Source organism: Pseudomonas sp. 91RF, from assembly GCF_003576265.1.
Taxonomy (GTDB): domain Bacteria; phylum Pseudomonadota; class Gammaproteobacteria; order Pseudomonadales; family Pseudomonadaceae; genus Aquipseudomonas; species Aquipseudomonas kribbensis.
In genome coordinates this window covers 21,133-42,488 of sequence record NZ_QWFC01000024.1, presented here as the reverse complement: position 1 = coordinate 42,488, position 21,356 = coordinate 21,133, and the positions used below count along the sequence as shown (strand labels likewise).

At 61.9% G+C, this 21,356-nt stretch carries 19 protein-coding genes; 3 read left to right on the top strand and 16 right to left on the bottom strand.

The window, feature by feature from the left end; all coding sequences use genetic code 11:
* The first annotated feature begins 6 nt into the window (after positions 1-6).
* The 3 genes from DXT77_RS11470 to DXT77_RS11460 all read left to right on the top strand — a co-directional run bounded on the left by DXT77_RS11470 (position 7) and on the right by DXT77_RS11460 (position 3,438).
* Positions 7-228, top strand: coding sequence for a hypothetical protein (locus tag DXT77_RS11470; RefSeq protein WP_085709734.1), 222 nt, complete (start codon positions 7-9; stop codon positions 226-228).
* Between the two features lie 194 nt (positions 229-422).
* Positions 423-1,739, top strand: a complete 1,317-nt coding sequence (locus DXT77_RS11465; RefSeq protein WP_119427684.1) for an OprD family porin — start codon at positions 423-425, stop codon at positions 1,737-1,739.
* Positions 1,740-1,929: 190 nt separating this feature from the next.
* On the top strand, positions 1,930-3,438 hold the full coding sequence (locus DXT77_RS11460) for a sensor domain-containing diguanylate cyclase (protein ID WP_119427683.1): 1,509 nt from the start codon (positions 1,930-1,932) through the stop codon (positions 3,436-3,438).
* 61 nt (positions 3,439-3,499) lie between these two features.
* Here DXT77_RS11460 and lpxC read toward each other — a convergent pair whose 3' ends face one another.
* From lpxC to mraZ, 16 genes are all read right to left on the bottom strand, one after another.
* On the bottom strand, positions 3,500-4,411 hold the full coding sequence (lpxC, locus tag DXT77_RS11455; protein ID WP_065261513.1) for a UDP-3-O-acyl-N-acetylglucosamine deacetylase: 912 nt from the start codon (positions 4,409-4,411) through the stop codon (positions 3,500-3,502).
* 112 nt (positions 4,412-4,523) lie between these two features.
* Positions 4,524-5,720 carry a cell division protein FtsZ gene (ftsZ, locus tag DXT77_RS11450; RefSeq protein ID WP_085709356.1) on the bottom strand — a complete coding sequence of 399 codons (1,197 nt, stop codon included), beginning with the start codon at positions 5,718-5,720 and terminating at the stop codon, positions 4,524-4,526.
* 67 nt (positions 5,721-5,787) lie between these two features.
* A complete protein-coding gene (gene ftsA, locus DXT77_RS11445) occupies positions 5,788-7,047 on the bottom strand; it encodes a cell division protein FtsA (protein ID WP_065261511.1) in 1,260 nt (419 codons plus the stop codon).
* A gap of 15 nt (positions 7,048-7,062) precedes the next feature.
* Positions 7,063-7,929 (bottom strand): cell division protein FtsQ/DivIB, encoded by an 867-nt coding sequence (locus tag DXT77_RS11440; RefSeq protein ID WP_085709355.1) that lies wholly within the window; start codon positions 7,927-7,929, stop codon positions 7,063-7,065.
* A gap of 4 nt (positions 7,930-7,933) precedes the next feature.
* On the bottom strand, positions 7,934-8,908 hold the full coding sequence (locus tag DXT77_RS11435) for a D-alanine--D-alanine ligase (RefSeq protein ID WP_119427682.1): 975 nt from the start codon (positions 8,906-8,908) through the stop codon (positions 7,934-7,936).
* The gene (murC, locus tag DXT77_RS11430) at positions 8,905-10,365 is read right to left on the bottom strand and encodes a UDP-N-acetylmuramate--L-alanine ligase (RefSeq protein WP_085709353.1); all 1,461 of its coding nucleotides are present in this window, start codon (positions 10,363-10,365) and stop codon (positions 8,905-8,907) included. The genes DXT77_RS11435 and murC overlap by 4 nt, the downstream gene beginning before the upstream one ends.
* Complete coding sequence (murG, locus tag DXT77_RS11425; protein WP_085709352.1) at positions 10,358-11,428, bottom strand: undecaprenyldiphospho-muramoylpentapeptide beta-N-acetylglucosaminyltransferase; 1,071 nt, start codon at positions 11,426-11,428, stop codon at positions 10,358-10,360. Before murG ends, murC begins: the two co-directional genes overlap by 8 nt.
* The gene (gene ftsW / locus DXT77_RS11420) at positions 11,418-12,635 is read right to left on the bottom strand and encodes a putative lipid II flippase FtsW (protein ID WP_085709351.1); all 1,218 of its coding nucleotides are present in this window, start codon (positions 12,633-12,635) and stop codon (positions 11,418-11,420) included. Before ftsW ends, murG begins: the two co-directional genes overlap by 11 nt.
* Positions 12,632-13,978, bottom strand: a complete 1,347-nt coding sequence (gene murD / locus DXT77_RS11415) for a UDP-N-acetylmuramoyl-L-alanine--D-glutamate ligase (RefSeq protein ID WP_114885424.1) — start codon at positions 13,976-13,978, stop codon at positions 12,632-12,634. The genes ftsW and murD overlap by 4 nt, the downstream gene beginning before the upstream one ends.
* A gap of 5 nt (positions 13,979-13,983) precedes the next feature.
* Positions 13,984-15,066 carry a phospho-N-acetylmuramoyl-pentapeptide-transferase gene (mraY, locus tag DXT77_RS11410; RefSeq protein WP_015096766.1) on the bottom strand — a complete coding sequence of 361 codons (1,083 nt, stop codon included), beginning with the start codon at positions 15,064-15,066 and terminating at the stop codon, positions 13,984-13,986.
* Entirely contained in the window at positions 15,066-16,433 is a 1,368-nt protein-coding gene (gene murF / locus DXT77_RS11405) for a UDP-N-acetylmuramoyl-tripeptide--D-alanyl-D-alanine ligase (protein ID WP_119427681.1), read from the bottom strand. Before murF ends, mraY begins: the two co-directional genes overlap by 1 nt.
* On the bottom strand, positions 16,426-17,889 hold the full coding sequence (locus DXT77_RS11400; RefSeq protein WP_085709348.1) for a UDP-N-acetylmuramoyl-L-alanyl-D-glutamate--2,6-diaminopimelate ligase: 1,464 nt from the start codon (positions 17,887-17,889) through the stop codon (positions 16,426-16,428). Before DXT77_RS11400 ends, murF begins: the two co-directional genes overlap by 8 nt.
* Complete coding sequence (locus DXT77_RS11395) at positions 17,889-19,628, bottom strand: penicillin-binding protein 2 (protein WP_170929662.1); 1,740 nt, start codon at positions 19,626-19,628, stop codon at positions 17,889-17,891. The genes DXT77_RS11400 and DXT77_RS11395 overlap by 1 nt, the downstream gene beginning before the upstream one ends.
* A complete protein-coding gene (ftsL, locus tag DXT77_RS11390) occupies positions 19,628-19,921 on the bottom strand; it encodes a cell division protein FtsL (RefSeq protein WP_007956777.1) in 294 nt (97 codons plus the stop codon). The genes DXT77_RS11395 and ftsL overlap by 1 nt, the downstream gene beginning before the upstream one ends.
* Positions 19,918-20,865, bottom strand: a complete 948-nt coding sequence (gene rsmH, locus DXT77_RS11385) for a 16S rRNA (cytosine(1402)-N(4))-methyltransferase RsmH (RefSeq protein ID WP_372238671.1) — start codon at positions 20,863-20,865, stop codon at positions 19,918-19,920. The genes ftsL and rsmH overlap by 4 nt, the downstream gene beginning before the upstream one ends.
* Positions 20,862-21,317, bottom strand: a complete 456-nt coding sequence (mraZ, locus tag DXT77_RS11380) for a division/cell wall cluster transcriptional repressor MraZ (RefSeq protein WP_003205355.1) — start codon at positions 21,315-21,317, stop codon at positions 20,862-20,864. The genes rsmH and mraZ overlap by 4 nt, the downstream gene beginning before the upstream one ends.
* Between the last annotated feature and the right edge of the window lie 39 nt (positions 21,318-21,356).

The window sequence follows — 21,356 nt, the reverse complement described above, 5'->3', positions numbered from 1 at the left end:
TTCAAGATGTCCAACAGTATGGGTATTGCCAGCGCTTTCGTTTTGTCCTCATTGATCCTGTCGCCGATGGCGATGGCTGAAGAATCGCAGTCGTTTGTAGCGCAGAATGCCGCTCGCGCTCACGCATTCGAACAGCATCAGGCAGAAGTGATGGCCAAGGCCCAAGACGCCACACAAGCCCCTCAGGCCGCAACTTCCCAGGCTCAGGCAGCCGAGAAAGACAGCTGAGTCACGCACAGCACAGTTTCCCTCGACGCGGTTGTTTGGCTCTTCCCGTTCAACCGTCGTCCTTCCAGGCCACTGATGTTCAGTGGCCTTTTTTCGTTGTGGTGTGAAAGCGGTCCGGTTCGTCTCTTACAATTAGAAACATCCCGCACCTCAAGACATTGAAGTGTCAGTTGACCCAAGGAGCTTTACCGCAAGTGCGTTACCCAGTCCGCTTTACCCCGCTGTTCATTGCAATCGCCGCAACGATTGCCCCCACCGCCCACGCCGCCGAACCCGAAAAGGAAGGTTTCGTCGAAGGTTCGAGCCTCAACCTCAACGCCCGCAACTACTACATGAATCGCAACCGCTTGCAGAAAGCGGACGACAACATCGAGTGGGGCCAGGGTTTCCTCGGCAAATTCCAGTCGGGTTACACCGAAGGCACGGTCGGTTTCGGTGTCGATGCCCACGCCATGCTCGGGCTGAAACTCGATGGCGGTGGCGGTACGGACAACTCCAGTATCCTGCCGGTCAGCGATGGCAACGGCAAAGCGCCGGGCTCGTTCTCCACGGCGGGCGGCACGCTGAAAATGCGTGCGTTCGATACCGAGCTGAAGGCCGGTGACCTGTTCCTCACCAACCCGGTGATCGCCGGCGGTGAAAGCCGCATGCTGCCGCAGACCTTCCGTGGCGTCAGCGTGACCAACCACAGCTTCGACGGCTGGATGATCGAAGGCGGCCAGGCCAGCTTCACCAAGCCGTACAACCAGAGCGGCCACAAACGCATCGGCACCTCGTACGGTACGTTGGCCGAGGGCGATAAAAGCCAGCACCTGAACTGGGCCGGTGTGTCCTGGAGCGGCGTCGAAGGCCTGACCAGCAACCTGTACGCCGCCGAGCTGAAGGACATCTGGAACCAGTACTACTACGACCTCGACTACACCTGGGCGCTGAACGATCTGGTGACCCTCAACCCGGGCCTGCACTTCTATCACACCCAGGACACCGGCGAGGCGCTGCTGGGCAACATCGACAACAACACCTACAGCCTGCATTTCACCGTCGGCATCGGCAGCCACAGCGTCACCGCCGCGTACCAGCGGGTCAACGGCAACACGCCGTTCGACTACATCAGCCAGGGCGACAGCATCTACCTCGACAACTCCCAGCAATACTCGGACTTCAACGGCCCGAACGAGCGCTCGTGGAAACTCAAGTACGCCTATGACTTCGCAGGCGTCGGCCTGCCGGGCCTGACCTCGGCGGTGTCTTACTCGCGCGGTACGCTGGACCTGACCAAAGTCGACCCGGACAGCAAGGGTTACGCCTCGTGGTACAGCGCCGAAGGCCGCAACGCCAAGCACTGGGAACGCGACATCGACCTCAAGTACGTGGTGCAGAGCGGCCAGGCCAAAGACCTGGCGGTACGACTGCAGTGGGCGACCAACCGTGGCGGCAACGGTTACGGCGCGCTGGACACTGACACAGATGAATACCGCGTGATCATCGACTACCCGATCAACGTCTTCTAAGATCGGCGCTAAGCTGAGGGCGGCCTCCCTGAACAGGCAGGCCACTTACACTGTGGGAGCGAGCCTGCTCGCGATAACGGAGAGTCAGTAACAGGAATGCTGACTGATTCACCGCTATCGCGAGCAGGCTCGCTCCCACATTGTTATCCACAGGCCTACTCTTAGAAGAATCCATCACCGATAGCCAACCATGATCGCGAGCCGTACCCCACCCGCTGCGGGCAAGACCGGACGTCCCGAGCTGCTGCTGATTCTCGGCAGTCTGCTGAGCGTGTTCGCGATTGTGTGCATCGTGACTTTTCTGCTGATTCGCGAGCACGCCAATGCTCAGGAGTCGGCGACTCGCAGCGCCACCACCATCGCCCAACTGATCGACGCCGATGTTCTGCGCACCGTCGAACTGTACGACCTGACCCTGCAAGGGCTGATCGCCGCCGCCCAGCGCGACGACCTGAAAAACGTGTCGCCGCAGATCCGCCACCTGGCGCTGTTCGACCGTTCCACCACCGCGCGCTTCAAGGGCGACATCCTGCTGCTCGACAAGCATGGCGAGGTCATCGCCGACTCCTCGCGGGTCGAACCGCTGCCGGGCAATTTCGCCGACCGCGACTACTTCCTCGCCCACGCCTTCAACCGCGACGCCGGCATGTTCATCAGCCGCCCGTTCAAGCCCCGTTGCGACTGCGACGACGCCAACCAGTGGCGTATCAGTTTCAGCCGGCGCATTTCCTCGGACACCGGGGAATTCCTGGGCGTAGCGGTGGCGTCAATGAAGCTCGATTATTTCGACCAGTTGTTCAACAGCCTCGACATCGGCGTCGACAGCACGCTGAACATCATCAACAACGACGGCATCCTGTTGGCCCAGAAGCCCTATCTGCAGAGCGATTCGATCGGCAAGAGTTTTGCCAACCGCCCCAACGTCGTGCGGATTCTGCGCGACCGCAGCGGCAATGGCAGTTTCAACAGCATTTCGAGCATGGATCACCAGCAACGGCTGTACACCTACTCCCAGGTCGGCAACCTGCCGTTGACGGTGATCGTCGCGCTATCCAGCGAGGAAGTATTCGGCGCGTGGAAGCGTACGGCGATTCTGATCAGCGGTGCCACCGGCGTACTTTGCCTCGGCCTGCTGTGGCTGACCTGGCTGCTGGCCCGGGAGCTGCGCCTGCGCCAGCGGGCCGAACATGAGCTGGCACAACTGGCCGCCACCGACGCCCTGACCGGTGTCGCCAACCGGCGCATGCTCGATCAGGCGCTGCGGCACGAGTGGTTTCGCGCCCAACGCTCGGGCAAATCGCTGTCGTTGTTGATGATCGACGCCGATCACTTCAAGGCCTTCAACGACCGGCACGGCCATCAGGCCGGGGATCAGGCCCTGCGTGAACTGGCCAGAGTCATTACCGCCAATGTGCGACGCCCGGCGGATCTGGTGGCGCGTTATGGTGGTGAAGAGTTCTCGGTGATCCTGGCCGAGACCGACAGCGTCGGCGCGCAGCAGATAGCCGAGCATGTGCGGGCCGCCGTTGAACAATTGCCGCGCATGGAGGGCGATGAAATGCCGATGACGGTGAGCATCGGTATCAGCACCTGGACGGTGGCGAGTGAAACCAGTCTGGAACAACTGTTGTTCGCGGCGGACCGGGCGCTGTATCAGGCCAAGGAAGGTGGCCGGAACCGGGTGGTGCTGGCCTCCTGAACACAGGCATAAAAAAAGGCCACCCAAAGGTGGCCTTCAAAAAACTAGAGAGGTTTTTTACTTACACTGCCGCAACCGGGCGCATGTAAGAGATCGGTGCAGTGCTGGCGTCTTCGAACGTCACGACTTCCCAGGCATCTTTCTGCTCAATCAGTTTGCGCAGAAGCTGGTTGTTCAGTGCGTGGCCGGACTTGAAGCCCTTGAACTCACCAATCAGGCTGTTGCCCAGCAGGTACAGGTCGCCAATTGCATCGAGGATCTTGTGCTTCACGAATTCGTCTTCATAGCGAAGGCCGTCTTCGTTCAGTACGCCATCGGCATCGACCACGATCGCGTTTTCAACGCTGCCGCCGAGTGCGAGGTTGTGCTTGCGCAGGTACTCGATGTCACTCATGAAACCGAAAGTACGGGCGCGGCTGACTTCTTTTACGAACGAAGTGCTGGAAAAATCCACGCTTGCACTTTGGGTGCGGTCCCGGAAAACCGGGTGATCGAAATCGATCTCGAAGCTCACCTTGAATCCGTCGAAAGGGACGAAAGTGGCGCGCTTGTCGCCGTCTTCCACTGTCACTTCACGCAGGATGCGGATGAATTTCTTGGCGGCGTCCTGTTCTTCCAGGCCTGCCGATTGAATCAGGAATACGAAAGGTCCTGCGCTACCGTCCATGATCGGGACTTCGGACGCGGAGAGCTCGACGTAGGCGTTATCGATGCCCAGGCCAGCCATGGCCGAGAGCAAGTGCTCTACCGTGTCCACTTTGACGTCGCCGTTGATCAGCGTCGTCGACATAGTGGTTTCACCGACATTTTCCGCGCGGGCAGGAATCTGCACCACAGGGTCGAGGTCAGCGCGACAAAACACAATGCCAGTGTCGACAGGCGCAGGCTTGAGGGTCAGGTAGACCTTCTCCCCGGAGTGCAGGCCTACACCTGTGGCACGGATAATATTTTTCAGTGTGCGTTGTTTAATCATGGCTTGGGCCGCTTCAGCGCAAATTGCGAACTGGTATCAACAAAGGCTGGCGATAATAGCAGACCGAGCCTTTGCTGAACACCAATCACCTTCATAGCCCTGATACATTCCATCAATCAGCCTGACGACGCAGGAAAGCCGGGATGTCCAGGTAGTCCAGGTCATCTTGCGGATTCATCTTCGCGGCAGTCGCAGCACCGGCCTGAGCCTGGTTGCGCATGACGGTCGGACGGTCCAGGTCACGGTAGTTCACAGCAGGTTGTTCCTGACGCGCAGGGGCCTGTTGTTGCACCGGAGCGGAAGCCATGGTGGTGTGAACGGTGTTGTCGATGACCTTCACAGGCTTCTCGATTTTCGCGCCCAGACCAGTGGCAACCACGGTCACGTGCAACTCGTCGCGCATGTCCGGATCGATAACGGTACCGACCTTGACCATCGCGTGCTCGGAAGCGAAGGCTTCGATGATCGAACCCACGTCGGAGTACTCACCCAGGGACAGGTCAGGACCGGCAGTGATGTTCACCAGGATGCCGCGTGCGCCTTGCAGGTTCACGTCTTCCAGCAGCGGGTTGCGGATGGCCGCTTCGGTGGCTTCACGTGCACGGTTCGGACCGCTGGCGCAGCCAGTGCCCATCATCGCCATGCCCATTTCGCTCATTACGGTGCGTACGTCGGCGAAGTCGACGTTGATCATGCCCGGACGCTTGATGATGTCGGAGATACCGCGAACGGCACCGGCCAGTACATCGTCAGCCTTGGCGAAAGCCGACAGCAGGCTTGCGTCTTTACCGAGGATGGTCAGCAGCTTCTCGTTGGGAATGGTGATCAACGAGTCGACGCTTTCGGAGAGCATGCGGATGCCTTCGTCGGCGATCTGCATACGCTTGCGGCCTTCGAACGGGAACGGACGGGTCACGACCGCAACGGTCAGGATGCCCATTTCCTTGGCCACTTCGGCGATGATCGGCGCTGCACCGGTACCGGTACCGCCGCCCATGCCGGTGGTAATGAACACCATGTTGGTGCCGGCCAGCACTTCAGCGATGCGCTCGCGATCTTCCAGCGCAGCCTGACGGCCAACTTCCGGGTTGGCGCCGGCGCCCAGGCCTTTGGTCACGCCGGTACCCAGTTGCAGAATGGTACGCGCGCCGATGTTTTTCAGCGCCTGAGCATCGGTGTTGGCGCAGATGAACTCGACGCCTTCGATGTTGCTCTTGACCATGTGGTTGACAGCGTTGCCGCCGCCACCGCCAACACCGATAACTTTGATTACCGGGCTTGCGGGGATGTTGTCTACGAGTTCGAACATTTTCCCTCTCCTTACATTCTCTAGTTTTTTCGCCTACTGCATTTTGTTGCGGTGTTGCGGTAAAGCTTTAGAAGTTGCCTTGAACCCACTTCTTCAAACGGTCCAGCAACGGCGCCTGTGGCTCATCGTTGCTGTAGCTGTCGCGGCTGCCGATGCCCGAGAAAGAGATCCCGTCGGACTGCTTCTGCAGGCCGTACATCAACAAGCCCACGCCAGTGGAATAGATCGGGTTGCGCACCACGTCATCCAGGCCCTTCACGCCGTGCGGCACACCGAGGCGTACCGGCATGTGGAAGATTTCCTCGGCCAGTTCGGTGGCGCCTTCCATCTTCGACGTTCCACCGGTCAGCACGATGCCGGCCGGGATCAGGTCTTCGTAGCCGCTGCGACGCAGTTCGGCCTGGATCAGGGTGAACAGTTCGTCGTAACGGGGCTCGACCACTTCGGCCAGGGCCTGACGGGACAGTTCGCGCGGCGGACGGTCACCGACACTCGGCACCTTGATGGTTTCGCCGGCACCGGCCAGTTTGGCCAGGGCGCAGGCGTAGCGGATCTTGATCTCTTCGGCGTACTGGGTCGGAGTGCGCAACGCCATGGCGATGTCGTTGGTCACCTGATCGCCGGCAATCGGGATCACGGCCGTGTGACGGATCGCGCCTTCGGTGAAGATCGCGATGTCTGTGGTGCCGCCACCGATGTCGACCAGGCACACGCCCAGTTCTTTTTCGTCGTCGGTCAGCACCGAGTAGGCCGAAGCCAGTTGCTCGAGAATGATGTCGTCGATTTCCAGACCGCAGCGACGCACGCATTTTTCAATGTTCTGTGCGGCGTTGACGGCGCAGGTGACCACGTGGACCTTGGCTTCCAGACGCACGCCGGACATGCCCAGCGGCTCGCGCACGCCTTCCTGGTTATCGATCACGTAGTCCTGCGGCAAGGTGTGCAGCACACGCTGGTCAGCCGGGATCGCCACGGCTTGGGCAGCATCGAGTACGCGCTCCAGGTCAGCCGAGCTGACTTCGCGGTCGCGGATCGCCACGATGCCGTGGGAGTTCAGGCTGCGGATGTGATTGCCCGCCACGCCGACGAACGCCGAGTGAATGCGGCAGCCCGCCATCAACTGGGCTTCTTCGATCGCGCGCTGGATCGATTGCACGGTGGACTCGATGTTCACCACCACGCCTTTCTTCAGGCCGCGGGACGGATGGGTACCGATCCCGACGATATCGAGCGTGCCGTCGTCCGCAACCTCGCCGACCAGCGCCACCACCTTGGAGGTGCCGATATCGAGACCGACGATCATTTTGCCGCTTTGCACGTTTGCCATGGGTCCTGCCTCTTCTTAATTCTTTGCGACAGCGGGTTGGGCTGTCGTCGGCGCTACTGGTTCCCGCCAGCCAACAGCGAGGCCGTTGGCGTAGCGCAGATCGATACGCGCAATGTTCGTAATCTGGTCTTTAAGCGTCTTGTCGTAGATGGCAATGAAGCGGCGCATCTTTTCCACCAGGTTGCCGCGTCCCAGCAGCAACTCGATGCCGGGGCCGGAACTGCCGGCACCGGTGGTCAGGAACCAGCTGCCACGCTCACGCAGTTCCAGGCGCGCGATCGAGAAGCCCAGCGGCCGGAGCATCTGGCTCAGTACCTGGTATTGCTGCATCACTTGCTGCTGGGCCCGCTGCGGACCGAACAGCTGTGGCAGGTGTTCGTAGTTCGCCAGTTCCTTGGGCGTGAACGCCTGGCCCTGGTTGTTGAGCAGCGACTCGTCGCCCCAACGGGCCACGGGCAGTTGCTCTTCGAGACGGATCACCACCTGATCCGGCCACACGCGACGGACTTCGGCGTGGGCGATCCACGGCATCTGCTCCAGTTCCGAGCGCATGCTGGCCAGGTCGATGGTGAAGAAGCTCGACGCCACGTACGGGGCGATTCGCTGCTGCACCGCCTGCTGGCTGATGTAGCTCAGGTCACCCTGCACGGCGATCTTGGTGATCGGCCGGTCGGCGTATGGCAACAGACGCTGCGCACCTTCGTAGGTACCGAACCCGAGCGCCACCAGCAGCACCGGCCAGAACAGGCTTTTCAGAAACCCGAAATTGGCTTTCGGCAGGCGCGCGGACATCGGCTCTTTGGCCACCATTCGGCTGGCACCCCGCGGCACCGGCTTGCGGCCGGGAGCGGGTGGCTGATGTCTGAGCTGTGCGCCTTGCATGGTCTTAACCTCGCGCCTCTTTATGGCCATCGGCATCGACACTGGCGGCCAGGATGGCCAGGACCAGTTGCTGGAAATCCAGACCGGCCGCTTTCGCCGCCATCGGTACCAGGCTGTGGTCGGTCATGCCGGGAGCCGTGTTGACTTCCAGGAACCAGAATTTGCCGTCGGCGTCCTGCATCACGTCCGCCCGGCCCCAACCGGCGATACCCAGCGCCTCGCAGGCTCGCTCCGTGAGGTCCATGAGTTCTTTTTCCTTGGCGGCATCGAGCCCGCACGGAATCCGATACTGGGTATCGTTGGCGATGTACTTGGCGTCGTAGTCGTAGAACGTGTGTGGCGTACCCAGGGCGATAGGAGGCAACACCTGGTCACGCAGGGTGGCGATGGTGAACTCCGGACCGTGGATCCATTGCTCGACCAACACTTGCGAATCGTAGGTACTGGCCGCTTTCCATGCGTCGATCAACTCGGACGCAGAACTCACTTTGGCCATCCCGATACTTGAACCTTCATGCGCCGGTTTGACGATCAAAGGGAAGCCCAGTTCCGTCGCCGCCGAAATACAATCGGCCTCGGTGCGCAGCACGGCGTGACGCGGCGTCGGAATACCGAGCGTGTGCCAGACCTGCTTGGTGCGCAGCTTGTCCATGGCCAGCGCCGACGCGAGGATGCCGCTGCCGGTGTACGGAATGCCGGCCACTTCGAGCAGACCCTGCATGCTGCCGTCTTCACCGCCGCGACCGTGGAGGATGATGAAGGCGCGGTCGATCTTTTCACTCAGCAGACGCTGCAGAATATCGGCGCCGACATCGATCCCGAACGCGTCCACACCGGCGCCTTGCAGCGCAGTGAGCACGGCGTTGCCGGACTTCAGCGAGACTTCACGTTCGGCACTCAGGCCACCGAACAGCACGGCGACGCGGCCGAAGTCTTTCGGGGCAATGGTGGAGAACAGGTTGGCGTAGGCAGCAGTCATTTCAACTTCCCCTCGACCGGTGCGGCCACGGCACCGGCGAACAACTCGCTTTTCAACAGTTTCGGTGCGAGACCGCCGATATCACCGGCGCCCTGGCACAGCAGAATGTCGCCGGCACGCAGCAGCGGCTTGACCAGCGGCGCCAGGTCGACGCCGCGCTCGATGTAGATCGGGTCCAGCTGACCGCGCTGACGGATGCTGTTGCACAGCTTGCGGCTGTCGGCGCCCGGGATCGGCTCTTCGCCGGCCGGATAGACTTCCATCAGCAGCAGCACGTTGGCGTCGGCCAGTACATTGACGAAATCGTCGTACAGGTCGCGGGTGCGGCTGTAGCGATGCGGCTGGTAGACCATCACCAGACGGCGCTCTGGCCAGCCACCGCGCACGGCCTTGATCACGGCCGCGACTTCGGTCGGGTGGTGACCGTAGTCGTCGACCAGCATCACGTTGCCGCCGTCCACCGGCAGTTCGCCGTAGACCTGGAAGCGTCGGCCGACGCCCTGGAATCCGGACAGGCCCTGCACGATGGCTTCATCGCTGACGCCTTCGTCGGTGGCGATGCAGATGGTCGCCAGGGAATTGAGCACGTTGTGGTTGCCCGGCATGTTCACGGACACATCCAGCGGCTCGCGATCAGGGCGCAGCACGGTAAAGAAGGTCTGCATGCCCTGCTGGCGCACATTGATGGCGCGCACGTCGGCGTCTTCGCTGAAGCCGTAGGTGACGGTCGGACGCTTCACCAGCGGCAGGATTTCACGCACCACCGGATCGTCCAGGCACATTACCGCCAGACCATAGAACGGCAGGTTGTGCAGGAACTCGACGAAGGTTTTCTTCAGTTTGTTGAAGTCACCGTCGTAGGTCGCCATGTGGTCGGCGTCGATGTTGGTCACCACGGCCACCAGCGGTTGCAGGTGCAGGAAGCTGGCGTCGCTCTCGTCGGCCTCGGCGATCAGGTAGCGGCTGGTGCCGAGCTGGGCATTGGTGCCCGCAGCATTCAGACGGCCACCGATGACGAACGTCGGATCCAGGCCACCAGCGGCGAACACCGAAGCGATCAGGCTGGTGGTGGTGGTCTTGCCGTGAGTACCGGCGACGGCGATGCCGTGGCGGTAGCGCATCAGCTCGGCGAGCATCTCGGCACGCGGCACCACCGGAATACGGCGTTCCAGCGCAGTCGCGACTTCCGGATTGGAAGTGTTCACGGCGCTCGAAACCACCAGCACGTCGGCGGCTGCGGCGTTCTCGGCACGGTGGCCGATGAAGATCTGCGCACCGAAGGATTCCAGACGCTCGGTGACCGGCGAGGCCTTGAGGTCGGAGCCGGACACGGCGTAACCCAGGTTCAGCAGCACTTCAGCGATACCGCACATGCCCACGCCGCCGATCCCGACGAAGTGGATGCGACGGATGCGGCGCATTTCCGGTTGTGGCATGGCTTTCTGATTCTCAACCATGGGCCACCTCCAGACAGGTATCGACCACGCTGCGGGTGGCTTCGGGTTTTGCCAGACGGCGGGCCGCTCGGGCCATTTCTTCGAGTCGTTGCGGTTGCATCAAGACCTCTGTCAGGCGCGCGGCAAGGTCCGCGGCACCAGTCGTTCTTTGCGGCATCAGGAAGGCAGCGCCTTCGCGGGCCAGATAATCGGCGTTGCGGGTCTGGTGATCGTCGATCGCATGGGGCAAGGGCACCAGCATCGACGGCAGACCGGCGGCGGCCAGCTCGCTGACGGTCAGTGCGCCGGCACGGCACACCACGATGTCAGCCCAGCCATAGGCCTGAGCCATGTCCTTGATGAAGGGCTGCACCTGCGCGTCCACGCCGGCGGCGCGGTAGCGCTCTGCAGTCACTTCATCGTGATTTTTGCCAGCCTGATGAAACACTTCCGGGCGCAAGTCGGCTGCGACTTGCGACAGGGCTTCAGGCAGCAACTTGTTCAACGGTTCTGCGCCCAGGCTTCCGCCCAGGATCAGCAAACGCGCCTTGCGTCCGGCCAGTGCCGCACGCGGTGTTTCGAGGAACAGCTCGCTGCGCACCGGGTTGCCGGTGGTACGGCGGCTGTCCGACAGGGTAAAGGTGTCGGGGAACGCTTCACACACCCGGGCGGCGAACGGCACCAGCAACCGATTGGCGGTGCCGGCCACGGCGTTCTGCTCGTGAACGATCACCGGCACACCGGCCAGTTTGGCGGCGATGCCACCAGGACCGGTCACATAACCACCAAAACCGACTACGCACACCGGACGCAGGCGGCGGATGATCGCCCGCGCCTGCCACACCGACTTCAGCAGCATGAACGGCGCCTTGAGCAGCGACAGCTTGCCCTTGCCGCGCAGGCCGGTAGCGTTGATGCGATGCAATTCAAGGCCAGCAGCCGGCACCAGGTCGTTCTCGATCCCCCGTGGCGTGCCGAGCCAGTGCACGGTGTAGCCCCGCGCCTGGAATTCACGGGCACAGGACAGTGCCGGGAACACGTGGCCGCCGGTACCGCCGGCCATGATCAATACGTTAGCGCCCATGGTTCGGCTCCTCGGCGAAGTCGCTCTCATGGAATTCCATCTCTTCACTGCCCAGGTGGGTCCGGCTCTCCCACTCGATCCTCAGCAACAAACCAAGGCAGGCGCAGCAGATCACCAGGGAACTGCCGCCATAACTGAGGAACGGCAAGGTCAGACCCTTGGTCGGCAGCAAGCCGACGTTCACGCCGATGTTGATCAGGAACTGACCGATCCACAGGAACGACAGGCCGTAGGCAACATAAGCGGCAAAAAACTGTTTGGCTTTCTCGGCCCACAGGCCGATGTACATGCCGCGAATACACACGAACACGAACAGCGCCACGGTGCACAGCGAGCCGACAGCGCCCAGTTCCTCGGCCAATACCGAGAACACGAAGTCGGTGTGGGCTTCCGGCAGGTAGAACTGCTTCTGCACGCTGTTGCCCAGACCAACACCCAGCCATTCGCCGCGACCGAAGGCGATCAAGGCCTGGGACAATTGATAACCGGCACCGAACTGGTCGGCCCACGGGTCGGCGAAGTTGGTCAGACGCGCCATCCGGTACGGTTGCATCTGGATCAGCAACACCACCGCCGCCACCGCCAGCACCACCATCAGCGAGAACCGGAACAGTCCGACCCCGCCGAGGAACAGCATCGCCGCCGCAGCGCCCATCATTACGACGGTGGCACCGAAGTCCGGCTCCATCAGCAACAGACCGGCCATCGGCAGCAGCACGATGAACGGCTTGAAGAAGCCCATCCAGCTTTCGCGCACTTCTTTCTGACGACGTACCAGATAACCGGCGAGATAAATCACCACGAACACCTTGGCGATCTCGGACGGTTGCACGTTGAAGAAGCTGAAGCCGATCCAGCGCATCGAACCGTTAACCTCACGGCCAATCCCAGGGACGATCACCATCACCAGCAGGCCGAACGCGCCGATCAGCATCATCCAGCCCAGGCGTTGCCAGGTGGCGATCGGAATCATCATGGTGACGATGCACGCGCCCAGGCCCAGCACCACGTAGATCAGGTGACGGGTCATGTAATAGAGAGCACTGCCCGACTGCACTGCACCCACCTCGGTGGATGCCGAAGCAATCATGATCAGGCCCAGGCCGAGCAGCGCCAGGCAACCGGCGAGCATCGGGAAGTCGAGGTCGATCCCGCGCCCGGTGATGATCGGCGACGGATACGGCTTGATGATGTTTCGCAGGCTCATGCCAGATCCTCCACGGCGCGGACGAACTGGTGACCACGGTCTTCGTAATTCTTGAACATGTCGAAACTGGCGCAGGCCGGTGACAGCAGCACTACGTCACCCGGTTGGGCGGCGGCGCGGCATTTTTCGACGGCGTCGATCAGTGTCGTGGCGCGGATCAGCGGCACGGCGTCGCCGATGGCCTCGCCGATCTTGTCGGAATCGCGGCCCATCAGGATCACGGCACGGCAATGGGCCGCCGCCGGGTCACGCAGGTCCTTGAACTCGGCACCCTTACCGTCGCCGCCGGCGATCAGCACGACCTTGCCGCTGATGTCCGCGCCCAGACCTTCGATGGCCGCCAGTGCGGCACCAACGTTGGTGGCTTTGGAATCGTTGTAGTAACCAACGCCGTCCAGGTCACGCACCCACTGGCAGCGGTGTTCGAGGCCGGCGAAGTTGCGCAGGGCCGCGAGCATGGCGTCGAACGGCAGACCGACCGCATGCCCGAGCGCCAGCGCCGCCAGGGCGTTGGACTGGTTGTGGGCACCGCGAATCTTCAGTTCACGCACCGGCATCAGGTTCTGGAATTCGAAGGCCAGGTATTTCTCGCCATTCTCTTCGCGCAGACCGAACGCCTTGAAATCGGGTTTGGTCAGGCCGAAGGTCCAGCATGGCTGGCCCTCGCCCATCAGCGGCCGGGTCAACGCATCCTGACGGTTGACCACGAACTGCTTCGCGCCACGGAAGATCCGGTGCTTGGCCAGGTGATAGGCCGGCAGACCGCTGTAGCGATCCATATGGTCTTCGCTGATGTTGAGCACGGTCGCCACTTCGGCATTGAGCTGATCGGTGGTTTCCAGCTGGAAGCTCGACAGCTCCATCACGTACAGCTCGACGTCATCGCTGAGCAGATCCAGCGCCGGCGTACCGAGGTTGCCGCCGACCGCCACGCGCTTGCCGGCCGCAGCCGCCATCTCGCCGACCAGGGTGGTGACGGTGCTTTTCGCGTTGGAACCGCTGATGGCCACGATCGGCGCCTTCGCGTTACGCGCGAACAGCTCGATGTCGCCGGACAGCTTCACGCCACGGGCCGCGGCGGCTTGCAGGGCCGGGGTCGCCAGCGCCAGGCCGGGGCTCACGTAGAGCTCGTCGGCACGGCACAGGAACTCGACGTCCAGCTCGCCACAACGCACTTCCACGTGCGGATAGTCACGCTGGAGCGTGGCCAGTTCCGGTGGATTTTCCCGCGTATCGGCCACAGCAAACGCCACGCCCCGGTTCGCCAGGAAGCGAACCAGGGACATGCCGCTCTTGCCGAGGCCGACAACGATGCGGAAGTGGTCAGAAGCGATCAGAGACACTCGTTCTACCTCAGCTTCAGGGTGGCAAGGCCGATCAGCACGAGAATCACGGTGATGATCCAGAAACGGACGATCACGCGCGGCTCGGGCCAGCCCTTGAGTTCAAAGTGGTGGTGTATCGGAGCCATGCGGAACACACGGCGACCGGTCAGCTTAAAGGAAGCCACCTGAATGACGACTGACAGGGTTTCCATCACGAACACGCCGCCCATGATGAACAGGACGATTTCCTGACGGACGATGACCGCGATGGTGCCGAGGGCCGCACCCAGCGCCAGTGCGCCGACGTCACCCATGAAGACTTGCGCCGGGTAGGTGTTGAACCACAGGAAGCCCAGGCCGGCACCGATCAGCGCGCCGCAGAACACGATCAGCTCGCCCGCGCCAGGTACGTACGGGATCAACAGGTATTCAGCGAATTTCACGTTACCCGACAGGTAGCAGAAGATGCCCAGGCCACCGCCGACCATCACCGTCGGCATGATCGCCAGACCGTCGAGGCCGTCGGTCAGGTTGACCGCGTTGCTCGAGCCGACGATCACGAAGTAGGTCAGCACGATGAAACCGGCGCCCAGCGGAATGCTGTAGTCCTTGAGCATCGGCAGGATCAGGGTGGTTTCCACCGGCGTGGCGGCAGTCATATAAAGGAAGATTGCCGCGCCGAGGCCGAACACCGACTGCCAGAAATACTTCCAGCGGCTCGGCAGGCCACGGGAGTTCTTCTCGATCACCTTGCGGTAGTCGTCGACCCAGCCGATGGCGCCGAACAAAAGGGTCACCAGCAGCACGACCCACACGTAACGGTTGCTCAGGTCAGCCCACAACAGGGTGCTGACACCGATGGACGACAGAATCAGTGCGCCGCCCATGGTCGGCGTACCGGATTTGGACAGGTGCGATTGCGGACCATCGTTACGAACCGATTGGCCGATCTGACGGTTCTGCAGGGTGCGGATCATCCACGGGCCGTAGCACAGCGACAGGACCAGCGCGGTCAGCACACCGAGGATCCCGCGCAGGGTCAGGTACTGGAAGACCGCGAAGCCTTTGTAGAACTGTTGCAGATACTCCGCTAGCAGCAGCAGCATTAATGTTTCTCCAGACTGGACCCGCACAGGGCCGCAACGATGTTTTCCATCGCTGCGCTGCGCGAACCCTTGATCAAAATGGTGGTGTTTTTGTCCTGCTCGGCACCGAGGGCCTGGATCAGTTCGGCCTGCGTGCCGAAGTGATGCGCCTCTTGGCCGAATGCGTTCACGGCGTGGACCATGTTCGGCCCGACGGCGTAAAGCGCGGAAACCTTGCCCCGGGCGTATTCGCCCACGTCGCGGTGCCCCTGCTCCGCCCAGTCGCCCAACTCGCCGATATCCCCGAGCACCAGGACGGTGCGGCCGGAAAAGCCGGCGAGTATATCAACGGCCGCGCACATGGAGGTGGGGTTCGCGTTGTAAGTGTCATCGATCACGCGCATGCCGTTTTTCGCCAGTTGCGCGACGGTGCGACCCTTGACCGGTTGTACCGCGCCAAGACCGGTGGCGATGCCGAACAGCGACACGCCCAGGGCGTGAGCGGCAGCGGCGGCGGCCAGGGCATTGGCGACGTTATGGGTGCCGAGCAGGTTCAGTTGAACCCGTTCCACACCTTCGGGACTGTGCAGGTTGAACGCCGGGCAGCCACGGGCATCGGTGGCCAGGTCGCTGGCGTGGAAATCCGCTTGCGTGTTGCTCAGGGCGAAGGTCAGCACCTTGCGGCCGGCAGCGCGGGTCTTCCAGATACCGAACGCCTTGTCATCGAGATTCAGCACGGCAATGCCATCGGCCGCCAGCCCTTCAATGATTTCGCCCTTGGCTTCGACGATTTTCTCCGGCCCGCCGAACTCGCCAACATGAGCAGTACCGGCGTTGTTGAGGATCGCCACGTGCGGCTTGGTCAGCCCTACGGTGTAGGCGATCTCACCCAGACGCGAAGCACCCAGTTCGATCACTGCCGCGCTGTGTTCCGGGGCAAGTTCGAGCAGGGTCAGCGGTACGCCAAGGTCATTGTTCAGGTTGCCACGGGTCGCGTGCACCGAGCCGCGTGTGCGCAGGATGCTTGCAAGCATTTCCTTGACCGTGGTCTTGCCGCTGGAGCCGGTCACGGCCGCGACCGGTTTGGTGAACGCGGCACGGTTCAGTGCACCCAGTTGACCGAGGGCCTGACGGGTATCCTTGACCAGCAGTTGCGGCAGCGTGCTGTCGGCGACTTCGCGCTCGACCAATGCAGCAACGGCACCTTTACCGGCGACTTCATTCAGATAGTCATGACCGTCGAAGCGCGGACCAGTCAGGGCGATAAACAGTTGGCCGGCCTTGATGGCACGGCTGTCGATGCTCACGCCGTCGAAGCTTGCGTCCGCGCTGATCAGCCGCGCGTCGAGTGCGTTGGTCAGTTCGCTGAGTTTCAGGGCCTTAAGCATGGGCCACCTCCCACGCGGTCAGGGCATGATCGGCCTCGACCAGATCAGAAAATGCGTGGCGCTCGCCGTTGATTTCCTGATAGTCCTCGTGCCCCTTGCCGGCCAGGACGACTACGTCATCCGCCGAGGCACTGGCGATCAGTTGCGCGATGGCCTGGCCGCGACCGGCCACGAATGTGACGTTATCCACAGCCGTGAAACCGGCGCGGATGTCATCGAAAATCACCGCTGGGTCTTCGGTGCGCGGATTGTCATCGGTGACCAGCACGCGGTCGGCCAGACGCTCGACCACTTCGGCCATCAGCGGGCGCTTGCCGCGATCGCGATCACCGCCACAGCCGAACAGGCACAGCAACTGGCCTTTTACGTGTGGACGCAACGCAGTGAGGACTTTTTCCAGGGCATCCGGGGTGTGGGCGTAATCGACCACTACCAGCGGCTGGGTGCCGCCACCGAGACGCTGCATGCGCCCGGCCGGGCCTTCGAGCTTCGGCAGCACTTTGAGGATTTCGTCGAGGGCATAGTCCAGACCGAGCAAGGCACCGACGGCAGCCAGTACGTTGCTCAGGTTGAAACGGCCCAGCAACGTGCTGCGCAGATGATGTTCGCCCTGGGGGGTGACCAGCGTAGCGCGCACGCCATGGTCGTCGAACTGTGCTTCGCGGACATACAGATAGGCGCTGCTGTCGAGCAGGCTATAGGTGATCAGGCGCGACTCACGTTTTTCAGCGGCCAGTTGCCGGCCGAAATCGTCATCCAGATTGACTACGCGGCACTTCAAGTCATTCCAGGCAAACAGTTTGGCCTTCGCTTCAGCGTAGGCCTCCATGGTGCCGTGGTAATCAAGGTGATCGCGGGACAGGTTGGTCATCACCGCCACGTCGAACGCCAGTGCCGTGACCCGGCCCTGATCCAGGCCGTGGGACGAAACTTCCATGGCCACGGCTTTGGCGCCGGCCTTTTTCAGATCGCCCAGGGTCGCTTGCATGGCAATCGGATTCGGCGTGGTGTGCAGGCCACTTTGCAGCGAACCGTAGAAACCGGAACCCAGGGTGCCGACGATGCCGCAATGCTGGCCGAGCAGGTCCAGCGCCTGTGCGACCAATTGGGTCACGCTGGTCTTGCCGTTGGTACCGGTCACGCCCACCAGATTCAGGTGATGACTCGGCTCACCGTAAAAGCGACCGGCGATATCCGACAGCTGCGCCGCCAGGCCTTTGACCGGAATCAACGGCACGTCAGTGATCGGCAGCACGGTGGCGCCTTCCACTTCGTAAGCAACCGCCGCAGCGCCACGAGCCAGTGCATCGGCAATGTGCGCACGACCATCGAACTTGCCGCCCGGCACCGCGAGGAACAGGTCGCCCGCGCGCACGTTGCGGCTGTCGAGCGCCAGTTCACGGATCAACAGATCGTGGCCGGCGTGGGGGAAAATCTTGTTCAGACTAAGAGACATCAGCCGCGCCCTCCATTGGCTTTCAGCGGAACAGCCGGGGTGGCATTGGCCTGCTGGGTGTTCGGCAGGTTGTCCGGGGTGATGTTCATCAGACGCAGGGTGCCGGACATCACACGGCTGAACACCGGCGCCGAAACCAGACCACCGAAGTAACCGGCCTTGGTCGGTTCATCGATCACCACGACGATGGCATAACGCGGATCGCTCATCGGGCCGAAACCGGCGAACAGCGAGCGATAGGAGTTTTCGGCATAGCCCTTGGTGCCCACCGAGGTCTTGCGCGCCGTACCCGACTTGCCGGCCACGTGATAGGCCGGCACCTGCGCACGGAATACCCCGCGCGGGGCTTCGATCACCTGTTGCAACATGCCCTGCATGGTTTTCGCCACGGCTTCCGGCAGCACCTGGGTGGTCTGCGGCGCCTTGTCGGTTTTGATCAGGGTCAACGGTGCGAGACGACCGTTGTTGGCCAGTGCCGAGAACGCGTGCACCAGCTGGATCGCGGTCACCGAAACACCGTAGCCATAGGACAGGGTTGCGGTTTCAGCCTTGCGCCACTCGCGGTAGTTCGGCAGGTTGCCAACACGTTCACCCGGGAAGCCGAGACCGGTGTCCTGGCCGAGGCCGACTTTCTGTGCCAGACGGAAAATGGTTTCGCCGCCGATGTCGAATGCGACCTTACTCATGCCGACGTTACTGGAATTGATCAGAATCCCGGTCAGATCGAGCACCGGGCCTTCGGTCTTCGATACGTCCTTGATCGTGTATTTGCCGATCTGCAGCGAACCCGGATACACCTCGACGGTGTCGCTCGGTTTCCAGCGGCCGGTTTCGATCGCGGCGCTCATCGAGATCGCTTTCATGGTCGAACCCGGTTCGAACACGTCAATCATCGCGCGGTTACGCATCATCGCCGGTTGCAGGTTGCGACGGTTGTTCGGGTTGTAGGTCGGCTGGTTGACCATGGCGAGGATCTCGCCGGTCTTCACGTCCATGATCACCAGACTGCCGGCCTTGGCGCCGTTCTCGATGATCGCGTTGCGCAGCTCGCGGTTGGCCAGGTATTGCAGGCGCAGGTCAATGGACAACGCCAAGGGCTTGCCGGCCTTGGCGTTCTTGGTGACCTGGACATCCTTGATCAGCCGACCGCGCCGATCCTTGATGACCTGCCGTTTGCCGGGTACGCCGGCCAGCCACTCGTCGTAGGCCAGTTCGACGCCTTCACGACCGTGGTCATCGATGTCGGTGAACCCGACCATGTGCGCGGTGACTTCACCGGCCGGATAGAACCGGCGGAATTCTTCGATGCCGTAGACGCCCGGCACTTTCAGGTCGAGCACGGCCTGGCCCTGCTCGGGGGTCAGTCCGCGCACCAGATAAATGAATTCTTTGTTGGCCTGGGCTTCAAGACGTTCGGCCAGTGCTTTCGGATCCTGGCCCAAAGCAGCAGCGAGTGCCGGCCACTTTTCCTTGGCCAGCTGCATTTCCTTGGCGTTGGCCCACAGGGTGGTCACCGGCGTACTCACGGCCAGAGGCTCGCCATTGCGGTCAGTGATCAGGCCACGGTGTGCCGGGATCGGAATATGACGAACGCTGCGCGCATCACCCTGACCCTTGAGGAAGTCACGGTCGATAACCTGCAGGTCGATAATGCGCCAGCAGATCGCGGCCACCATCACGCCGAGCAGACCGACGACCAGACGGAAGCGCCACGGGAAGAGTGCCCCTTCGAGTTTCATCATGGCGCCACCATCTTCACGTCAGCCGCGCCAGGGATGTGCATCTTCAGTTGTTCGGTGGCCAGCACTTCGATCCGGCTGTGAGCGGTCCAGGTGCTCTGCTCGAGGATCAGGCGCCCCCACTCGGCCTGCGCCTTGTCGCGCACGCTGAGTTCGTTGTAAAGGGTATTGAGCAACTGCCGGTTCCAGTGGGCGCTATAGGACACGCCGATGGCCGACACGAGCACGCCGATGAACAGCAGCAGCATGAAAAAGCTGCCGCCAGGCAGTGGCTTGGCGAAAAGCTTGCTCACCGCAACTTCTCCGCGACGCGCATGACGGCGCTACGGGAACGTGGGTTGGCTTTGAGTTCGGCGTCGGAGGCCGTCTGCGCTTTGCCATGGATCTTGATTTTCGGTTCGAACGCAACGTGGCGAACCGGCAGGTTGCGCGGCAGGTTGTCGGCTTCGCCTTTCACCAGCTTGCGCATGAACAGTTTGACGATGCGGTCTTCCAGCGAGTGGAAGCTGATCACGACCAGACGGCCGCCCACTTCCAGGCATTCGAGCGCGGCTTCAAGGCCCGCTTCCAGATCGCCCAGTTCGTTGTTGACGTGAATGCGCAGGCCCTGGAATGCACGGGTGGCCGGATTCTTGCCCTTTTCCCACGCCGGGTTGGCGACTTTCAGCACTTCGGCCAGATCGGCGGTGCGCTCGAACGGAGTGATGTCGCGGCGCTCGGCCACGGCACGGGACATGCGGCCGGAGAAACGTTCTTCGCCATATTCCTTGAACACCCGGGCGATTTCTTCCACCGGCGCGGTGTTGACGAATTCGGCTGCGCTGATGCCACGGGACGGATCCATGCGCATGTCCAGCGGGCCATCGTTGAGGAAACTGAAGCCGCGCTCGGCATCATCGAGCTGCGGCGAAGACACGCCGAGGTCGAGCAGAATGCCGCTGACCTTGCCGGCCAGACCGCGCTCGGCAACCACCGAGCCGAGCTCGGCAAAGCTGCGCTGCACAACGACAAAGCGGCCGTCTTCGGCCGCTAGCGTTTGCCCGGTGGCAATCGCTTGTGGATCCTTGTCGAATCCGATGAGCCGGCCATCCGGGCCGAGCTTGCTGAGGATCAACCGGCTGTGCCCGCCGCGCCCGAACGTACCGTCCAGATAGCAGCCATCAGGACGTACGGCGAGAGCCTCGACGGCTTCGTCAAGCAGTACGGTGATGTGGTTAAAGCCGCTATCAATAGTCACAGGATCAGATCACGCAGTTCATCAGGCATGGCGCCCGGTTGTTGTATGGCAGCCAGGTCAGCGGCAGAAACCGCGTTCCAGGCATCTTCGTCCCACAGTTGGAACTTGTTCAGTTGACCGACCAGCATCGCGCGCTTGTCCAGCTTTGCGTATTCGCGCAGGCGCGGCGGTACCAGAAAACGACCACTGCCGTCGAGTTCGAGGTCGACGGCGTTACCAATCAATAAACGTTGCAGACGACGGTTCTCTTCGCGGAGCGAAGGAAGCGCGCGCAACTTGGTTTCAATAATTTCCCACTCATCGAGCGGGTAGACACACAGGCACGGATCAACGGCATCAATGGTCACGATCAACTGGCCGGAACTACGCGAAACGAGCTCGTCACGGTACCGGCTCGGCATGGCGAGACGGCCCTTTGCGTCGAGACTGATAGCGTTAGCTCCGCGAAACACGTCTGCGTTTCTCCAATTTTTATCGTTTTGAGCTCAAAA

Excerpts from the sequence above, each read along its gene's own strand:
- DXT77_RS11470 (WP_085709734.1), top strand. The coding sequence starts at position 7 with ATGTCCAACAGTATGGGTATTGCCAGCGCTTTCGTTTTGTCCTCATTG.
- DXT77_RS11460 (WP_119427683.1), top strand. The coding sequence starts at position 1,930 with ATGATCGCGAGCCGTACCCCACCCGCTGCGGGCAAGACCGGACGTCCC.
- lpxC (WP_065261513.1), bottom strand. The coding sequence starts at position 4,411 with ATGATTAAACAACGCACACTGAAAAATATTATCCGTGCCACAGGTGTA.
- ftsZ (WP_085709356.1), bottom strand. The coding sequence starts at position 5,720 with ATGTTCGAACTCGTAGACAACATCCCCGCAAGCCCGGTAATCAAAGTT.
- ftsA (WP_065261511.1), bottom strand. The coding sequence starts at position 7,047 with ATGGCAAACGTGCAAAGCGGCAAAATGATCGTCGGTCTCGATATCGGC.
- DXT77_RS11440 (WP_085709355.1), bottom strand. The coding sequence starts at position 7,929 with ATGCAAGGCGCACAGCTCAGACATCAGCCACCCGCTCCCGGCCGCAAG.
- DXT77_RS11435 (WP_119427682.1), bottom strand. The coding sequence starts at position 8,908 with ATGACTGCTGCCTACGCCAACCTGTTCTCCACCATTGCCCCGAAAGAC.
- murC (WP_085709353.1), bottom strand. The coding sequence starts at position 10,365 with ATGGTTGAGAATCAGAAAGCCATGCCACAACCGGAAATGCGCCGCATC.
- murG (WP_085709352.1), bottom strand. The coding sequence starts at position 11,428 with ATGGGCGCTAACGTATTGATCATGGCCGGCGGTACCGGCGGCCACGTG.
- ftsW (WP_085709351.1), bottom strand. The coding sequence starts at position 12,635 with ATGAGCCTGCGAAACATCATCAAGCCGTATCCGTCGCCGATCATCACC.
- mraY (WP_015096766.1), bottom strand. The coding sequence starts at position 15,066 with ATGCTGCTGCTGCTAGCGGAGTATCTGCAACAGTTCTACAAAGGCTTC.
- murF (WP_119427681.1), bottom strand. The coding sequence starts at position 16,433 with ATGCTTAAGGCCCTGAAACTCAGCGAACTGACCAACGCACTCGACGCG.
- DXT77_RS11400 (WP_085709348.1), bottom strand. The coding sequence starts at position 17,889 with ATGTCTCTTAGTCTGAACAAGATTTTCCCCCACGCCGGCCACGATCTG.
- DXT77_RS11395 (WP_170929662.1), bottom strand. The coding sequence starts at position 19,628 with ATGAAACTCGAAGGGGCACTCTTCCCGTGGCGCTTCCGTCTGGTCGTC.